15 protein-coding genes and 2 pseudogenes are annotated in these 16,074 nt (G+C 62.8%); 12 read left to right on the top strand and 5 right to left on the bottom strand.

The genetic code is table 11. From position 1 onward, the window contains the following. The first annotated feature begins 158 nt into the window (after positions 1 to 158). The gene (locus tag AC1RJY_RS17905) at positions 159 to 977 is read left to right on the top strand and encodes a CPBP family intramembrane glutamic endopeptidase (RefSeq protein WP_043805695.1); all 819 of its coding nucleotides are present in this window, start codon (positions 159 to 161) and stop codon (positions 975 to 977) included. Positions 978 to 985: 8 nt separating this feature from the next. On the opposite strand, the gene AC1RJY_RS17900 is transcribed toward AC1RJY_RS17905, so the two are convergent. Then, entirely contained in the window at positions 986 to 1,573 is a 588-nt protein-coding gene (locus AC1RJY_RS17900) for a MarR family winged helix-turn-helix transcriptional regulator (protein ID WP_011773087.1), read from the bottom strand. 102 nt (positions 1,574 to 1,675) lie between these two features. Between AC1RJY_RS17900 and idi the strand changes: the two genes are divergently transcribed. Genes idi through AC1RJY_RS17870 form a run of 6 tightly spaced genes read left to right on the top strand, consistent with a single transcriptional unit; the run spans position 1,676 to position 7,439 of the window. Beyond that, positions 1,676 to 2,230, top strand: a complete 555-nt coding sequence (gene idi / locus AC1RJY_RS17895) for an isopentenyl-diphosphate Delta-isomerase (RefSeq protein WP_011773086.1) — start codon at positions 1,676 to 1,678, stop codon at positions 2,228 to 2,230. Further along, complete coding sequence (locus tag AC1RJY_RS17890) at positions 2,227 to 3,336, top strand: polyprenyl synthetase family protein (protein WP_011773085.1); 1,110 nt, start codon at positions 2,227 to 2,229, stop codon at positions 3,334 to 3,336. The genes idi and AC1RJY_RS17890 overlap by 4 nt, the downstream gene beginning before the upstream one ends. Then, a complete protein-coding gene (locus AC1RJY_RS17885) occupies positions 3,333 to 4,238 on the top strand; it encodes a phytoene/squalene synthase family protein (protein ID WP_011773084.1) in 906 nt (301 codons plus the stop codon). The genes AC1RJY_RS17890 and AC1RJY_RS17885 overlap by 4 nt, the downstream gene beginning before the upstream one ends. Beyond that, a complete protein-coding gene (gene crtI / locus AC1RJY_RS17880) occupies positions 4,235 to 5,887 on the top strand; it encodes a phytoene desaturase family protein (RefSeq protein ID WP_498602876.1) in 1,653 nt (550 codons plus the stop codon). The genes AC1RJY_RS17885 and crtI overlap by 4 nt, the downstream gene beginning before the upstream one ends. Then, on the top strand, positions 5,887 to 6,237 hold the full coding sequence (locus AC1RJY_RS17875; protein WP_498602875.1) for a lycopene cyclase domain-containing protein: 351 nt from the start codon (positions 5,887 to 5,889) through the stop codon (positions 6,235 to 6,237). The genes crtI and AC1RJY_RS17875 overlap by 1 nt, the downstream gene beginning before the upstream one ends. Continuing rightward, positions 6,234 to 7,439 (top strand): prenyltransferase, encoded by a 1,206-nt coding sequence (locus AC1RJY_RS17870; RefSeq protein ID WP_498602874.1) that lies wholly within the window; start codon positions 6,234 to 6,236, stop codon positions 7,437 to 7,439. The genes AC1RJY_RS17875 and AC1RJY_RS17870 overlap by 4 nt, the downstream gene beginning before the upstream one ends. On the opposite strand, the gene AC1RJY_RS17865 is transcribed toward AC1RJY_RS17870, so the two are convergent. Then, complete coding sequence (locus AC1RJY_RS17865) at positions 7,434 to 7,964, bottom strand: MarR family winged helix-turn-helix transcriptional regulator (RefSeq protein WP_187329912.1); 531 nt, start codon at positions 7,962 to 7,964, stop codon at positions 7,434 to 7,436. The genes AC1RJY_RS17870 and AC1RJY_RS17865 overlap by 6 nt on opposite strands. A gap of 111 nt (positions 7,965 to 8,075) precedes the next feature. On the opposite strand from AC1RJY_RS17865, the gene AC1RJY_RS17860 reads away from it, so the two are divergent. Both AC1RJY_RS17860 and AC1RJY_RS17855 read left to right on the top strand, forming a co-directional pair. Beyond that, positions 8,076 to 8,867, top strand: coding sequence for a TspO/MBR family protein (locus AC1RJY_RS17860; RefSeq protein WP_498602873.1), 792 nt, complete (start codon positions 8,076 to 8,078; stop codon positions 8,865 to 8,867). 270 nt (positions 8,868 to 9,137) lie between these two features. Further along, positions 9,138 to 10,653 (top strand): annotated as a pseudogene (locus AC1RJY_RS17855) (HNH endonuclease). 34 nt (positions 10,654 to 10,687) lie between these two features. Here AC1RJY_RS17855 and AC1RJY_RS17850 read toward each other — a convergent pair. The 3 genes and pseudogenes from AC1RJY_RS17850 to AC1RJY_RS17840 form a co-directional block, all read right to left on the bottom strand. Further along, positions 10,688 to 11,023, bottom strand: coding sequence for a hypothetical protein (locus AC1RJY_RS17850; protein ID WP_011773078.1), 336 nt, complete (start codon positions 11,021 to 11,023; stop codon positions 10,688 to 10,690). 118 nt (positions 11,024 to 11,141) lie between these two features. Beyond that, positions 11,142 to 12,260: a PheS-related mystery ligase SrmL gene (gene srmL / locus AC1RJY_RS17845; RefSeq protein WP_498602872.1), complete on the bottom strand. Its 1,119-nt coding sequence runs from the start codon at positions 12,258 to 12,260 to the stop codon at positions 11,142 to 11,144. Positions 12,261 to 12,636: 376 nt separating this feature from the next. After that, positions 12,637 to 13,391 (bottom strand): annotated as a pseudogene (locus AC1RJY_RS17840) (class I SAM-dependent DNA methyltransferase). A 62-nt stretch (positions 13,392 to 13,453) separates the two neighbouring features. Between AC1RJY_RS17840 and AC1RJY_RS17835 the strand changes: the two are divergent. The 3 genes from AC1RJY_RS17835 (at position 13,454) to AC1RJY_RS17825 (ending at position 16,021) form a co-directional block, all read left to right on the top strand. Continuing rightward, positions 13,454 to 13,909 carry a MarR family winged helix-turn-helix transcriptional regulator gene (locus AC1RJY_RS17835; protein WP_011773075.1) on the top strand — a complete coding sequence of 152 codons (456 nt, stop codon included), beginning with the start codon at positions 13,454 to 13,456 and terminating at the stop codon, positions 13,907 to 13,909. An 88-nt stretch (positions 13,910 to 13,997) separates the two neighbouring features. Then, positions 13,998 to 15,470, top strand: coding sequence for an MFS transporter (locus tag AC1RJY_RS17830; protein WP_014920480.1), 1,473 nt, complete (start codon positions 13,998 to 14,000; stop codon positions 15,468 to 15,470). Positions 15,471 to 15,667: 197 nt separating this feature from the next. Beyond that, positions 15,668 to 16,021 (top strand): hypothetical protein, encoded by a 354-nt coding sequence (locus AC1RJY_RS17825; protein WP_011773074.1) that lies wholly within the window; start codon positions 15,668 to 15,670, stop codon positions 16,019 to 16,021. Positions 16,022 to 16,074 lie beyond the last annotated feature (53 nt).

The raw sequence follows: 16,074 nt of genomic DNA, 5'->3' as shown, positions 1-16,074 counted from the left end.
TGTCCCCCACTGGCTAAGCCAGCCATGACTTGGCCCACCAATAAATATGTGGGCCTTGTCACGAATCTTACAGATGAATGAGGGCATCTGAGACACCGAGGAGACTCCTGACGAGGGAAAACGTGTTATTGGACGGCAAGCCCTGACATGCTGGAGGGGTGACATCCATTTCAACGGAATCACCCCGCACCGCACTCAGTTGGAAGCTGTTGCCGGCGGCGTTGCTTTCCTTGTCCGGCGTGCCGCTCTTTGCCATGGGCAACGAGCTGCTTGGCTATGGCCTGCTGGGGGCGAGCGTGGCCACCGCGGCTTTCATCGACCACCGGCTGATGCGACACCTCGCGTTGATCGCGGCCGGTATGACCATCTTCAGCCTGGTGCCCCTCAACGCTGACCTCAGCACAGAGCACATGGCCCTCATGGGCGGCGCTCTTGCATTGGCGGTGCTGGTGCCATGGGTGGTTTCCCGGTTCGCCTACCGCGAGGACATCATCAAGTTTCCCGTGAACACCGGCCGTAAGTGGCCGTTGGCAGCGAAGCTGTACCTGATAGGCGTGGTGGCGCTCGGATACTTCATCCTGCCGGTGTACCTGATCAGGACCGGTGTTTACCAAAACTGGCCTGACGCTTCGGATCCCGACATCTTCTGGCGGCTTTTCCTTGGAGTCAACGCCGTGGGTATCTGGGATGAACTGTTCTTCATCTGCACCACCTTCACCCTGCTGCGCCAACATTTTCCGGACTGGCTGGCCAACCTCCTGCAAGCAGTGGTCTTCTCGTCATTCCTGTGGGAGATCGGCTACCAGTCGTGGGGCCCGCTGCTGACGTTCCCCTTCGCACTGCTGCAGGGCTACACGTTCAAGCTCACCAAGTCATTCACCTACGTAGTGTCCGTGCACCTGCTCTTCGACTTTGTCTTGTTCCTGGCGTTGGTCCACGCACACAACCGGGATTGGCTGCCGATCTTCCTGTACTAGTACCAGGGCTACGCCCCGGAACCAGCCCACGCCTCATCGGCGACTTCGATCTCCTGCGCCATGTCATCGAGGAACCGCATCACCGTTTCCCGTTCTTCGGGTGTCAGACGTGCTGCCGCCAGGAATCGTTTGGCCTGCTGGCGCCCAACGGTCCGCATCGCAGCCTCGTGCGTTTCGGGAGTGATGGCGATGGCGAGCGCGCGGCGGTCGGAGGGGTGGGCGCGTCGCGTGACGTGCCCGGCGCGTTCCAGCCGGTCGAGCAGCTTGGTGGTTGACGCCGTCGAGATATGGAGCCGGGAGGCTATTGCACCGGGGGTGGCAATCACGCCATGGTTGGCGCAGACAATCAGATAGTGCAGAGCTCGCATATCGGATTGATTGAGTTTCATGTATCTGAGGGAAGCGTCGGAGAGGCGTTGTTCAGCCTCGCGCAGCCTCGCCAACGATGCCATGAGGTCGCTAACTTGCTGGACATCGGCCTCGGAGAGACCGGAGCGATCCACTAGTTCCTGATGAGGATCGTTGGCGTCCAGATGATAGATGCCGGCAGAAACCGGGGTCCCGGCTTCTTCGGGTATCTCTTCAGGACTGGACATGTTTGGTATGTTACACCTAACTTCCTACATGGTAGCCTTTCTTCTAGCTTGTCTAGCAATATTCAGGTTTCAGGCAGAAACAGGGTGTGGAGGAAGGGCAAGATGAACGCGACAGAGATGGTGGTCCTCCTTGACGACGCCGGAACGCCCATTGGCGAGGCTCCCAAGGCAGGGGTGCACACACTTGATACTCCCCTCCACCTCGCTTTTTCCTGCTACCTGATCAACGATGTTGGGGAAGTTCTGCTGACCCGCCGTTCGCCGGAGAAGAAAACGTGGCCCGGGGTGTGGACCAACAGCTTCTGCGGCCACCCGGGGCCCGGTGAAGAGTTCGAGGACGCCATCCTCAGGCGGGCACAGTTCGAACTCGGAGTGGACGCCAACAAGATCGAACTGGTTCTCCCCCACTTCCGATACAGGGCCATTGACCCCACGGGGATTGTCGAGAATGAAGTTTGCCCTGTGTACGTAGCCCGCATCACCGGTGTGTTGAACCCGAATCCCGCCGAGGTAGCCGACTGGGCCTGGATCTCACCGGCACTGCTGGCGGATGCTTTGGAACACACACCCTCCGCTTTCAGTCCGTGGCTTGGGCTGCAATTTCCACAGCTCCTCGAGGCGAACGCCTTGCCACTCCAAGCAGGAGCCGAGGCATGACCATCACCTCAAATGCCGTCCGGGGTCGCACTGATCTTTGCACCGCAATAGAGAACGAACTGAGCGGACTCATTGACAAGAGGGCCAGCGCAGCAACGGCATACGGTGCGGACTTCGCCAGGCTGTGGGCGCTCGCGGGCCAGAACGTCCTCGGCGGCAAATTCGTCCGGCCCTTGCTGTTGATGGAAACGTACGACGCACTCCACAAGCACGGTCCCGCAGAGCCACACCAGCGCGAGACCGCCATCAGCATCGCCGCTGCCATCGAACTCCTCCACTACGCCTTCCTGCTGCACGATGACGTGATCGACGGCGACCTCGTCCGCCGCGGGCACCCTAACCTGATCGGCTCCCTCCTTGCGGAAGCCGGCGAAACTGCCCGGACGGACGGCGCTGACGGCGCCCGCGCCGGGAGCGGCCTCCACTGGGCCCAAACCGGCGGAATCCTGATGGGCGACATGCTCCTGGCCGCGACGCACCAGGCCTTTGCCCGTGCCGAACTCCCTCACGAGCTTCGCCTGCGGCTCCTCGATCTCCTGGAACACACCATCAACGAGACCGTGGCCGGCGAACAACTGGATGTGGGCCTTGGTGATGGCATTATTGCCCCGGACCTCCAGACCATCCTGATGATGTGCGGCTACAAGACCGCGACGTACACCTTCGAACTCCCGCTGCGTGCCGCCGCCACGCTGGCCGGTGCCGACTTCGCCGTCGAGAATGCGCTCGCAACAGCCGGCCGGCATCTTGGGCTCGCTTTCCAACTCCAGGACGACCTCCTGTCCACCTTCGGGGATCCTCGCCGCCATGGCAAGGATCCCTTTTCAGACCTACGCGAGGGCAAGGAAACAGCCATCATCGCCCACGCGCGGACCACCACCGTGTGGCCGGACATCGAGCCCTTCTTCGGCAGGCCCGAGCTCAGCGTCGGTGACGGTGAGCACGTGCGGCGGCATCTCAGCGATTGCGGTGCCGAGGTATTTGTCCAAGGCCTCATCGAGGAACAACTGCAGGCATTCAACAATCAGCTGACAAGCACCATCCCGGCAAGCGTCCGCAACGTATTGCTTGACCTCGCGGGACAGCTGGAAGGACGGCAATCATGAGCGTCGCCGCGGACACCTCGTTTACGCATTTCACCCGGACGGCCGAACGTGCCGCCAACCAAGTCATCTCCGCGTACTCCACCTCGTTCGGTTTGGCGTGCAGGCTGTTGGGATCCCGACACCGCCAACACGTCCGCAACATCTACGCCTTGGTGCGGGTGGCCGACGAACTCGTGGACGGCGTGACGGCGGAAGCCGGCCTGAGCTACCAAGAGCAGTGCGACGCCCTGACGCACTTCATCGCTGAGACGCACCGGGCCGTCAAGCTCGGCTACAGCAGCGACCTCATCATCCACGCGTTCGCTCAGACAGCCCGGACCGCCGGAATCGATGATTCGCTCATCGATCCGTTCTTTGATTCCATGCGCATGGATCTCGGCGAGCGAAGCGAAGCGCCGGCGGCGCCCCTGCGCTTCGATTCCGACGCCCACGACGGTTATGTCCACGGTTCCGCCGAAGTTGTCGGACTGATGTGCCTGCGCGTCTTCATGCGGGATGAGAACATCGACGACGGCGACGCCGCGGCTTTGGAGTACGGCGCCAGCAGGTTGGGTGCTGCTTTCCAGAACATCAACTTCCTGAGGGACCTGGCCGACGACACTACCCGCTTGGGCCGCAGCTACCTTGGCACCTCGGACCACCTTGAGGACCGCGACCGCATGGAGTGGGTCAGCACCATCCGGGCGCAGCTGGCCGATGCCAACGCCGTCATTCCGATGTTGCCCCGCGACGCCAGGGCTGCAGTCCGGAGCGCATTGGCGTTGTTCCAAGCCCTCACGGACAGAATTGAACAGACCACCGTGGACGAGCTCTACCGTCACCGGGTTCGTGTCCCGGATGCCGTGAAAGCCGGACTCGCCGCCCGCGCTGTTGCCTCAACCTGGATGGAGTTGCACCGATGACCCGGACAGTAGTGATCGGCGGTGGCATCGCGGGGCTTGCCACCGCCGCGCTCCTCGCCCACGAAGGACATGAGGTCCAGCTCCTTGAGCAACGCGACCACGTGGGCGGCCGTGCAGGCAGCCTCGAACGGGACGGCTTCCGCTGGGACACCGGCCCTTCCTGGTACCTGATGCCCGGCGTCTTCGATCACTTCTTCAACTTGCTCGGCACCAGCACCGCCGAACAGCTGGATCTGCGCACCCTCAGTCCTGCGTACCGCATCTTCAGCGAACCAAACCACGACGGCGTGCGGCCGGACCCGCTGACAATCCCCCTCGGCAGCGAGCAGGTTTTGGAGACCTTCGAAAGCGTTGAGCCCGGCAGCTCCAAGGAACTCGCGTCCTACCTGGTTTCCGCCCGGCACACCACCGAAATGGCTGAACGGTTCTTCCTTTACAACCCGTTCACCAAAATGCAGGCGCTGCTCCAGCCGGAGGTTGTGCGCAGCCTCCCCAAGCTCGCACAGCTACTCCTGACACCCCTGGACAAGTACGTTTCCCAGCGGTTCCAGCATCCGGTGCTCCGGCAAGTGCTTGGCTATCCCGCGGTTTTCCTGGGCACCAGCCCTTCCGCTGCTCCGGCGATGTACCACCTGATGAGTGCCTTGGACCTGGGCGACGGCGTGCAGTACCCGATGGGTGGGTTCCGGGCTCTGGTTGAGCGGCTCGAAGCACTGGCCGTCGACGCCGGAGTGCGGATTCACACCGGCGCGGAAGCCCTCAAGATCACCACCCGCGAAGCGACCCACCCCAAGAAACTCGGGCGATTCGACGGCCTTAACCTTCCCGCCGGTCTCACCGGCAAAGACAGCCGGGAAGTCACCGGTGTGAAGTGGCGCGACAGTTCCGGGGCCGAGCACTACAGTGTTGCCGACCTAGTGGTCTCCGGCGCTGACCTGCACCACACCGAAACCCAGCTGCTCGGCGTCAGGGACAGGAGCTACAACAAAAAGTACTGGCAGAGCCGCACCAGTGGTCCCGGCGCCGTGCTGGTGATGTTGGGAGTGAAGGGTTCGCTGCCGGACCTGCCTCACCATTCCTTGTTCTTCACCCGTGATTGGGAGGCGAACTTCGCCTCGATCTTCGGTGACGATCCGAGCATTCCCGATCCTGCGTCCATATATGTCTGCAAACCCAGCGCCACCGATGCCGGTGTCGCACCACAGGACCACGAGAATCTCTTTGTCCTGGTTCCCATCCCCGCCGATCCCTCGTTGGGAGGGGGCGGAGCCGATGGCAGCGGCGATGTGATGATCGAACGAACTGCCGACGCCGCCATTGACCAAATCTCTCAGTGGGCCAACATCCCGGATCTCCGCGAACGAGTGGTGGCCAGGCACACCATTGGGCCGGCCGACTTCGCCCGCGATTACAACTCGTGGCGCGGCGGCATGCTGGGACCCGCACACACACTCCGGCAAAGCGCGATGTTCCGGGCACAAAATGCCTCCAAGCGTGTTCGAGGCCTGTACTACGCCGGCGCCACAACTGCTCCGGGCGTTGGCGTACCCATGTGCCTCATCAGTGCCGAACTGGTCCTTAAACGGATCCGCGGCGATCACAGTACCGGCCCTACCACTGTGAGGCCTGTAGCTAGCAGGATTGGCTAATGGGTGTTCTCTACTTGGTCTCGTTGCTCCTGGGCATCGCCTGCATGCTCCTGCTCGATCACCGTTTCCGCCTGTTCTTCTGGCGGGACCCAAAAGCGGCCGCAACCGTGACCGCCGTCGGGGTCTTGTTCCTTCTCGGCTGGGACCTGGCCGGAATCGGCCTGGGGATCTTCCTCCGCGGCGAGGGCACCATCGCCACCGGGCTGCTGCTCGCCCCGGAACTGCCCATCGAGGAACCCGTGTTCCTGCTTTTCCTGGTGCTCTGCACCATGGTCCTGTACACGGGCGCGCGTCGGCTGCTTGACCGGGCACCGGCCCCCCGCAGTGCGAAACAGCGGGAGCACGTATGACGTACCTCTGGCTCGCGCTCGCCCTCATCGCCGCAGCCGTAGTTGCAGGCGTGATCTTTGCCCGTCAGGGCGCACGACCAGGCGAGGCAGGCAAACACTGGAAAGCCGTAGGCCTCGCGTTCGCTGCGCTGGCCGTCCTGACAGCTGTTTTCGATTCCGTGATGATCGGCATGGAACTCTTCCACTACGACGCTTCGCACATCCTCGGCGCCAAAATCGGCCTGGCGCCCATTGAGGATTTCGCCTACCCGCTCGCCGGAGTGGTGGCGCTTCCCGGCCTGTGGATGTGGCTGACGCGCAAACGTTCCGGGGAATCCAACCGTGCGGGCAACCTCAAAGGCCTCGTCCCCCAGGCATTACTCGCATCCCGACCAGTCAGTTGGATCAACACCGCCTACCCGTTCGCCGCGGCCATGCTCCTCACCACCCGGGAAATCGACTGGGTCCTGATCGTGGGTACTTTCTACTTCCTGATCCCCTACAACCTGGCCATGTACGGCATCAACGACGTCTTCGATTACGAGTCGGACCTCAAGAACCCGCGCAAAGGCGGCATCGAAGGCGCGCTCCTCCAGCCGAGGCTCCATCGCCCCATGCTGTGGCTCGCAGCCATCACCAACATTCCGTTCCTACTGGTACTGGCATTCGCGGGCGGACCCGCCGCCTGGATCAGCCTGGCCGTGAGTGCATTCGCAGTGGTGGCCTACTCCGTCGCCGGACTCCGCTTCAAGGAACGCCCGGTCTTGGACTCGCTGACGTCCAGCACGCACTTCGTCAGTCCCGCCGTCGTCGGCTTGGCGCTGGCAGGCGCCGACGTGACGCCGGGACTGGTTATCCTGCTGGCCGCCTTCTTCCTCTGGGGAATGGCCGCCCACGCTTTCGGCGCCGTCCAGGACATCGAACCCGACCGGCAGGCCGGCATCGGCTCCATAGCAACAGTCATCGGTGCCCGCCGGACGGTGAGGCTCGCCGTCGGCCTCTGGCTTGTTGCGGGCCTCGCAATGCTGGCCACGCCGTGGCCCGGGCCGCTCGCCGCGATCATCGCCATCCCGTACATCGTCAATTGCGCCCCGTACTGGAAGGTGATGGATACGACGGCGGCACGCACCAATGTGGCTTGGCGGCGGTTCATCTGGCTCAACTACGGTTCAGGATTCCTGGTGACGCTCATTTTCATCCTGCAATGGAGCCTCACGTCATGATGCTGTGGATTTCTCAGGGTCCTCAGGGTCTTCGTCGATCGTGTCCAGTGCTTCGCGCATGTGCTGCAGGAAATTCACCACTACCTGCGACTCGTCAGGGCTCAAGGCGCATGCTGCGTCCAGCATCCGACGGTGCATCCCACCCAGGGTATGCCGCACTTCCTGGTCCGAGCCGGGAGTGGCCTTCAGGATCAGTGCCCGACGATCAGTGGGGTGAGGTTCGCGTCGAATATGGCCGGACTCCACCAAACGATCGATCAGGGTTGTCATGGACGCGGACGTTATGCCGAGCTTGTCACCCAGATCCTTCGGCTTCATCACCTTGCCGGCAGCTTCGGCTTCGAACAAATAGCGCAGGGCCAGCAGATCCTTCTCGCCCATACCCATGGAAGAGCGGGTCCTGCGTCTCATCGCTTGCTCGGAGGCGCGGTAATCCCGCAAGGCGTTCAGGACGTCAATGGCTATGGCCTTCTGACCTGGGTCTTTGCCGTACCAATAGCCCTTTGCGTGGCCTTCCGCGTCCATCCGTTGTTCCTTCGATAAGCGTAAAGCTTGATTCACTAGCATTTTGATACTAGGTCACGCAACGCGCTTGTGCATGACATTGCACCGCCCACAAGGAAAGAGGCTCAGAACATGGCAACTCGAAGCTCAGATCTTAGGCGGCAGATCGCAGTTACCGTGAGCTTGGTGGTCTGCATCGTTGGCTCGATGATCGGCGTCGGCGTGTTCGGAGGGACGCCCATCGCGCAGGCAGCCGACGGCGCCTTGGCCGCCGATTCAACCCTTTTGGCGCCCGCGACACCGGCGTTCTCCATCTGGTCTGTGGTTTACACCGGGCTTGCTGCGTTCACGGTATGGCAATGGTTGCCTTCCCAGCGGGCTAATCCGCGACAGCGGTCGCTCGGCTGGATCGTTGCCGGGTCCATGCTCCTGAACGCGGCGTGGATTCTGTCCGTGCAGGCCGGCCGGCTTTTGGTGAGCGTTGTGGTGATTCTGGCGTTGCTGGTGACTCTCGTGGTGGCCTTCCTTCGCTACAGCCGGAGCCGTGCTGACTCCTGGGTTGAGGCCGTTGTTGTTGATGGGACATTGGGGTTGTACCTGGGCTGGACCAGCGTGGCAGTGTGCGCCAACATCGCAGCTGCACTGAAGGCCTCTGGTTTTGGGGGCTTCGGGTTGCGCCCTGAAATCTGGTCCGTTGCTGTACTTGTGGTAGTAGCTATCGTCGGTATTGCCTTGGCGATCAAGGGCCACGGTCGCCTCGCCCTGGCGGCCGCCATCGCGTGGGGCCTAGCGTGGATCACCGTCGGCCGCAGCACTGACGCACCCGAATCATTTCCGACGGCGATCGCAGCCGCCGTTGCTGCCGCGCTGGTCCTTGGCGCGGCGATTACGGTACGGGCGCGGGCGGTGCTGGCCGAGCGGTAGCCTCGGCGGTGAGGGGCGACATCTCGGCTCTTTGCCTAACGCCCGCACCCAGAGCGGGACAAGCGCAACCGCCGAGGGGCGACGTCTCGGCTCTTTGCGACGCCCGCACCCAGAGCGTGACAAGCGCAACCGCCGAGGTGCGACATCTCGGCTCTTTGCGACGCCCCTGTGGGCTCAAGGAGATGGACTCTCTGGCCTTGTGCGGGCTGGTTTTCCACATAGGGAAGTTGGGGCCTGATGGTGCTGGCTGTGGGCTGGAAGAGTTGAGACATGCAGCCGATTCGAGCCACTCAAACGCCGTCAGGTGATGCGTTCGATCGCGCCTCGGAACCTCTACCCGGCGACTCCACGCCCCCTTCTTCAGGGCCTCCATCTGCTTATTCAGCGCCCCGGGTTTCTGACCTCTTTGCGCTCCTTGGCTCTGTCTCTCTGGGCCACTCCAGTACCGAGCTGATTGACCAGCTCCGCGGATTGGAGGACCTGAAGTCCGCCATCACCGGCCTCCAGGCCCGGATCGCTGTGGCCTTTGACCTCGCCCAGCGCAGGGAACAGGAGACCGCCGGCGTTCCCGCGTCCGAACGCGGGCAGGGTGTCGGGGCGCAGTTGGCGTTGGCGCGGCGTGAGTCCCCAAACAAGGGTTCCCGGCTGTTGGGGTTGGCGAAAGCGTTGGTGTTGGAGATGCCGCGGACCTTGGCCGCGTTGGAGTCGGGCCAGCTCAATGAGTGGCGTGCCACGCTCCTGGTGAAGGAAACCGCGTGTTTGTCTGTGGAGGACCGGTGCAGTAGATGAGGAACTCGCACCCGACACCGGGACCTTTGAAGGGAAAGGCGATCGGGCAATCATCGCCTCTGCCAAGGCTGCCGCGTATCGTCGTGATCCCCGCTCGGTAGCCCAACGGGCCAGTCACGCAGCCACCGAACGAACAGTGAGTCTGCGACCCGCGCCGGACACCATGACCTACCTGGCCGCCCTCCTGCCAGTCGCCCAAGGCGTGGCTGCATATGCTGCGTTGACCCGGGCCGCTGACTCGGCCCGATCCAACGGCGACTCCCGTTCCCGCGGCCAGGTCATGGCGGACGCCTTGGTCGAACGCGTTACCGGAACCCCCGGCGGGATCTCCGGGATCAACCTGGACGTCGTCATGACCGACCGGACGCTCTTCCAGGGCGACAGTGAACCAGCCCGGCTTAAGGGCTACGGAATCGTCCCGGCTGAGTGGGCCAGAACCCTACTTGTGGAACTTCAAGCAGTCGAAGCAAGTGGTTTGGCGACCGGCCAAGAAGGCGCATCAGATCCTGACTGTGACTTCAAAGTGTGGCTGCGCCGCTTCTATACGGCACCCGGAACGGGTGAGCTCCTGAGCATGGACTCCAAAGCTCGACTCTTCCCCACACGACTCCGGCGTTTCATCGAAGCTCGGGACGACACCTGCCGCACCCCCTACTGCGACGCGCCCATCCGCCACATCGACCACGTCGTCACCTGGCACTCCGGCGGAACCACCACCTTGACCAACGGGGCAGGCCTCTGCGAAGCCTGCAACCACACCAAAGAAAACCTCGGATGGACTGCAAAGCCGCTCAACGACGACGTCCACACATTCGAACTCCGCACGCCCACAGGCCATTCGTATAAATCCAAAGCGCCACCATTACCCGGATGTCACACCGCTCAGGGACGCGAGCGCGGTGATCATTTGTCACAGACGACGGTGGCGGCGGCCGCAGCAACGCCCGCCAACTGGGGATCACCTCAGCAGGAAAGCCGAGATCTCACCCGAATCTAGGTGCGAACTGGAGAAAGGAAGAGCTCAGCAGCACCTACGGCGTGCAGGCGTCCTTCAGTGCCTGAACTGACTCAGCCGGCACTTCGTCTCCTGCTTCGGCGATCTGGTTCAACGGCGTCGTAATTTCTGCGGGGACACCGGCAGCTCCGGCTGCCGAGACCAGGCCGGCAAGTAGTTGCTTGTCCTGAACGCTGACCAAGCCGTCCTGGACCACAGCGCAGACCTGCTTGGTCACCTCGTCGGCGGCCGCAGTGGCCACCTTCGATGCGGCGTCGCTGGCTGCGTTGGTAGCTGCTTCCTCCACGGCTCCGCAGCCGACGAGCAGCAACAAAAGGGGGACGGCGGACAGTGCTGCAAGTCGACGAGTCATGATCCCAGACTAGCAATCACTGGCCGGCCCACTGACGCGCTAGTTGGAAAGGTGCCGCGGTGCTCCCAGGGTTGTGCCGGCAGCGCACGGTGCAACCACCGGCACAGCATGGGAGGACCTAACCGGCAATGAGCTCCTTGACCGGGCCTTCGTGCAGGGCAAGGTAGACATCATCCCGGATCTGGTTGGCCTGCCGGTCCGTCATGGTCCGCGTGAGAGGACGCATCACCACCCGGATCAGGGCGTTGGACTGCCCCTCGCGGATGCGGAGCCGTTCTTGCGCTGCCGGGGGAAGCGACCCGCAGGGAGTCAGGGCCAGCAGTTCCACGCTTTCAAGGTTCTCGGCCCGGTCTCCCAGCGCAGTCCGGACCCTGTCGCCAAGCAACTCAGCATCCAAGTCTTCCCCAACCACAATCGAGAGATCCCGGCTGATGGAAGGCATCGGGGAGACCGGCTCCCAAGGTTTCAGGTCCATCATCTGTTGTTGAATTCGTGGGTCCGCGGACCTCAGCAACCTGATGTCGGGGATGCCTTTGCGCAGCATCAACGCGCGGTCCAGGCCCATCCCGAGGGCCAGCCCTGACCAGCTCCCGGGCTCCAAACCAGCGTCCAGGAAAAGTTTCGGCGACATCAGCCCACACTCCGCGAGTTCCAACCATTCGCCGTCCATACGGACATCGATCTGAAGGCCGCGGTGAGTGTAGGAATGGACAGCCGGAACTGCCCTCCAGTCCGCGCCCGGAAGCACAGCTGTCACAAGGGCCTCGACCATATCCTGCAAGTGGCGCGGGCTCAGAGCCGTGCGGGAACTGACCCTCCACAGGTCCACTTGATGGGGTGTCCCAACGTGGGTGCGGTCAATGGAATCACGGCGGTAGACCAAGCCTGGGATGGCCCAGAGCTCGTCGATAGACTCTTCAGGATCCAGACCACGCAACAGCGACGGGATGGACGCTGAGGTGTGGCTGCGCAGCATGACGGTGGGGCTGATGTAACGGGAGTATCTTTGGTCGCGCGTGACGTCTGCTGGACTGAAACCCAGCCGATCGTAGTTGTCCGCAACGCTGACCAAGGGACTGTGGCGGATGGTCCGAGCCGTCACGTCCCCTTTGTCGCGCAGGGCACGCACCACGTCCCGCAAGAGTAACTGCATGGCGTGGGGGCGGTGATCAGGATTGGAGAGGTCCCTGACCTTCAGGGCGTTGTGAAGCTCGTCCGGGCTTAAATACGTAGGCATAGCTGGTCCTTCAGTGTGGAATGAGTGGGTTTTCCTCCCCCGACTCACTCCGCGCCAGGACCTAGGCGCGCGCCAATAAGCCCTCGCGACCGGAGACCGGTCGGGGGCAAGTAAATCGGCGCATGGAGAGCATGGGCCGACTATACCCCCGCGCAGGGCTCCGGCACAGGCACGTGGAAACTTCGCAGTGCTTGGTAACTAAGGATTGCGTGCTAATTACGGGTTGCTCGGAATCCGTGAAACATCCGCCACGCATCGTAGAGCCAGGCCTGAAGAGTCGGAAGAGAGCGCACAGTCTCCTTCAATCGCCGCGTCCGGGTCATTTATCGCTACGCGTCACCGCAAGCGCAAGTACCAACAAACTTTCTTGAAGACCCTAGCGTTCAATGAGCCGGTACACCGAGACGTGGCTCCGGGACTCGGCGGTGAACTCGCTGCGGTCCCAGTCCCCCACCTGGATTCGAGCTCGAATCCGGCCAACCGTGCCATGAGATCGAGCTCGCTAGGCCAGATGTAGCGGTGCGGCGTCCGCCCCACCCGCGCCTCGCGCCCGTCCGTAAGCTCCGGGCCGAAGTGCACGTGATGTGAGATGACGTGTTGGCGCAGCACATCGTAGGTGTCCACCAGGAGATATCCGGGTTGAGCCACCTCCACAGTTCCGCCGTGTCCGGGCGGCAGCGAACGCAGTTGCGGCACCCAGAGCTCAATGACGAAGCGTCCGCCAGGTATCAGGTGCCGGGCAGCGTTCTCGAAGCACCGGATTTGCTCTTCCTGGGTAAGGAGATTGGCGATGGTGTTGAACACGAGGAAAGCCAAAGAGAAATTCTCGCCGGCCCGGGCCCCGGTCATGTCGCCCTGCACCACGGGGATCCGGTCCTCGCCCACCTTTTCACGGAGACGCGCGATCATCGCGTGGGACAGCTCGATCCCACTGACCGGGATCCCGGCTTCCGAAAGGGGGATGGCCACGCGACCGGTACCGATCGCGAATTCGACGGCGGAACCTCCCTTGGCGAGCCCGGACAGGACCTCGACTGTGGGGCCCAGGACCTCGGGAGAGAACATCCCCTCGCCAGGAGTGTCGTACTGGCCGGCGGCTTCGTCGTCCCAGAGCTGTTGCTGGTTGATCATCCTTCCACTATTGCAGCCGGGTACCTGCGGCCCGGTGAGGCGCCCCCACCTATGCTTGACGGATGGGAGAAAAGCCAGTGGACCATGTGGCGTTGGCCGTCTGCATGATCGATATCTCGTCCGACATTCGGCGTAAGTCGCTCAACGAGACCGGCTTGCGCCCCATTTCGAACGGTGTGCTGGAAATTCTCCGCGTCGTTGAGAGCCACCCCGGCGTCACTGTTGCCGAGGTGGCCGCGCGTTTGGGTCGGCAACTGAGCAACGTGAGCGTCCAGCTGCGCGAGCTCGTGGCGGCCGGATTGGTCACGCGGGTCAAGGATGTTGCAGACAAGCGATACGTTTCCCTCCACCCCACGGACGAATCCAAGCGCATCAAGTCGCTCCTGGAAGGAGCATGGGCTGACGCGCTGACGAAGGCCAGCGATCGGCTGCTCCCCGAAGAGCGTGAAAAAATCGCGGCCAGCCTGCCCGCCCTGGAGCGGTTGGCTTCGTTCCTTGCGGAGCCGGAACACCACTAAGACACACATCACGTCCCCACGGCTTACGCCCATCTTTCAAAGTACTTATACTTTTATAAGTATTACTACTTTCAAGAATGGGTGACGCGTGGCATCACAACTGCTCGAATCGGTGGGCAACAAAGTCCAACCAAGCCAACACAACAAGAAGGGCATCGGCTGGCGGGCCCTCCCCTTCCTGGCTTTGGCTCAGTTCATGGTTGTCCTGGACGGCACCATCGTGAACCTGGCACTCCCCCGCCTCCAGATCGAGATGGGCATCAGCGACTCCACCCGGGCATGGGTGGTCACCGCCTACGCCCTGGTCTTCGGCGCTTTCCTGCTTCTGGGTGGCCGGATCTCGGACTTCTGGGGGCGTAAGAGGACTTTCATCACGGCCTCCGCGGGCTTCGCTGTTGCCTCCCTGATCGGTGGACTGGCGCAGCAGCCATGGGAACTGCTTGGGGCACGTGCGCTGCAGGGCATCTTCGCAGCGCTGCTCGCACCGGCGGCGCTCGCGCTCCTCACGGTTGCCTTCCCTGGCGGCAAGGACCGCGGCACGGCGTTCGCCATCTTCGGCTCCATCAGCGGGGTGGGTGCGGCGGCAGGAGTTTTGCTGGGCGGCTTCCTCACCGAGTTCGTCTCGTGGCGGTGGTGCTTCTTCGTCAACGTCCCCATCGCCATCATCGCGCTCATCGGCGTTTGGACTTTGGTGAGCGAAAGCAAAGCCGGAGGCTCCACCAAATACGACTGGCCCGGCGTCGTTCTTGCCGCGCTGGGCCTCGGCTCCTTGGTTTACGGCTTCGCAAACGCCGAGCACGGCTGGGGCGCGATCGAATCGTGGGGCTTCATCGCCGCAGGTGCCCTGCTGCTGGTACTTTTCGTCGCCGTCGAACGCAAGGTAAAGAACCCGCTGCTGCCGTTGCGCGTCGCTACAGAACGCAACCGTGCAGCAGCCTTCCTGGCATCATTCCTGGCCGGAGCGGTGTTGATCGGCGGGATCCTGTTCATCAACTTCTATCTGCAAATCGTCCTGGGCTTCGCGCCGTTCGCCGCCGGAATCGCGTCGCTGCCCATGACGGTGGTGCTGATCATCACCGCCGGCCTCGTTGCGAAGAACCTGCCCAGGTTGGGCGCCAGAATCCCCAGCGCGCTGGGACCTGTCTTCATGGCGGCAGCCACGCTGTGGCTCACCCAAGTCACCCCCGACGGCAGCTACCCAATCAACGTGCTGCCTGCGCTGGTGCTTATGGGCGTCGGGCTGGGAATGGTCTTCGTTCCCATGCAAAACCTGGCACTGTTCGGCGTGGACAAGGACGATTCCGGCGTCGCCAGCGCACTGGTCAACGCTTCACAACAGATCGGCGGCTCGTTGGGCATCGCACTGTTCAGCGCTATCGCGGCAGCAGCCACCGCCGTCGGCGGTGGGACACTGGCCGCACTGACATCGGGCTACTCACTGGTGTTCCTGTGGGCCGCAGGCGTGGCGATATTGATCGCCCCCATCGCGCTCCTCCTGATCCGAATCGACCGCAAGACGTTCAGCGGGACGGGCGACACTCCGCACATCCACCTGGGTTAGCCAGAGCAAGGCGCCGCCACCCGATCAGGGTGACGGCGCCTTTGCGCTGCAGCATTAGCTGTCGCTGGGGAGCCGGAGTTCAGGACGACGACGGCGGACGGCTTACGTAACCATTGGCGTGAGGTAACTCACATTCTGTAAGCTAAATTCAAAGTCACGCAGCCGGCTTCCCTCGCACCACGTTTGGCAGGTCCCCAATGGCCCCCAATTCACTCAAGGCCGAGATTCTCCTGGCCCATGGCGTCGCACCCTCCGCGGCCTCCGTTGCTCGACGAAGAGCAGCCGAGAACCATGGCCACCATCGCGTTGCCAATAAACCCGATGCTCTCCTGGGAGCCATCGCCGTCAGGCAGCTCTTCCACCGCTGGCCGTTGGTGCCCTCCCGCGAACTGGAACGCATCCGCCACGTGCTCATCCACTGCGACCAGCTGGGCTCTCCGGATACTCATCACTTGTCGGAACCGGCCCAAGCGTTGTTGGACCTCATCAACGGTGAGTTGGACCGTCGCGCCGTAGCCAAAACCCGGCAGGAAACCGCCAGCAGCAACTGACTACGGAATGACCGCTACCACGTCGATCTCCAAGCTCGGGGCACCGGGCCTCG

The sequence above is a fragment of the Arthrobacter sp. GW822-FHT05G07 genome, from assembly GCF_058799755.1.
This window is presented reverse-complemented; position numbering and strand designations above follow the sequence as displayed.

Bases quoted from the DNA above. Each gene is read 5' to 3' on its own strand.
- AC1RJY_RS17900 (WP_011773087.1), bottom strand. From the start codon at position 1,573: ATGTCCAGTCCTGAAGAGATACCCGAAGAAGCCGGGACCCCGGTTTCT.
- idi (WP_011773086.1), top strand. From the start codon at position 1,676: ATGAACGCGACAGAGATGGTGGTCCTCCTTGACGACGCCGGAACGCCC.
- AC1RJY_RS17890 (WP_011773085.1), top strand. From the start codon at position 2,227: ATGACCATCACCTCAAATGCCGTCCGGGGTCGCACTGATCTTTGCACC.
- AC1RJY_RS17885 (WP_011773084.1), top strand. From the start codon at position 3,333: ATGAGCGTCGCCGCGGACACCTCGTTTACGCATTTCACCCGGACGGCC.
- crtI (WP_498602876.1), top strand. From the start codon at position 4,235: ATGACCCGGACAGTAGTGATCGGCGGTGGCATCGCGGGGCTTGCCACC.
- AC1RJY_RS17875 (WP_498602875.1), top strand. From the start codon at position 5,887: ATGGGTGTTCTCTACTTGGTCTCGTTGCTCCTGGGCATCGCCTGCATG.
- AC1RJY_RS17870 (WP_498602874.1), top strand. From the start codon at position 6,234: ATGACGTACCTCTGGCTCGCGCTCGCCCTCATCGCCGCAGCCGTAGTT.
- AC1RJY_RS17865 (WP_187329912.1), bottom strand. From the start codon at position 7,964: ATGGACGCGGAAGGCCACGCAAAGGGCTATTGGTACGGCAAAGACCCA.
- AC1RJY_RS17860 (WP_498602873.1), top strand. From the start codon at position 8,076: ATGGCAACTCGAAGCTCAGATCTTAGGCGGCAGATCGCAGTTACCGTG.
- AC1RJY_RS17850 (WP_011773078.1), bottom strand. From the start codon at position 11,023: ATGACTCGTCGACTTGCAGCACTGTCCGCCGTCCCCCTTTTGTTGCTG.
- srmL (WP_498602872.1), bottom strand. From the start codon at position 12,260: ATGCCTACGTATTTAAGCCCGGACGAGCTTCACAACGCCCTGAAGGTC.
- AC1RJY_RS17835 (WP_011773075.1), top strand. From the start codon at position 13,454: ATGGGAGAAAAGCCAGTGGACCATGTGGCGTTGGCCGTCTGCATGATC.
- AC1RJY_RS17825 (WP_011773074.1), top strand. From the start codon at position 15,668: ATGGCCCCCAATTCACTCAAGGCCGAGATTCTCCTGGCCCATGGCGTC.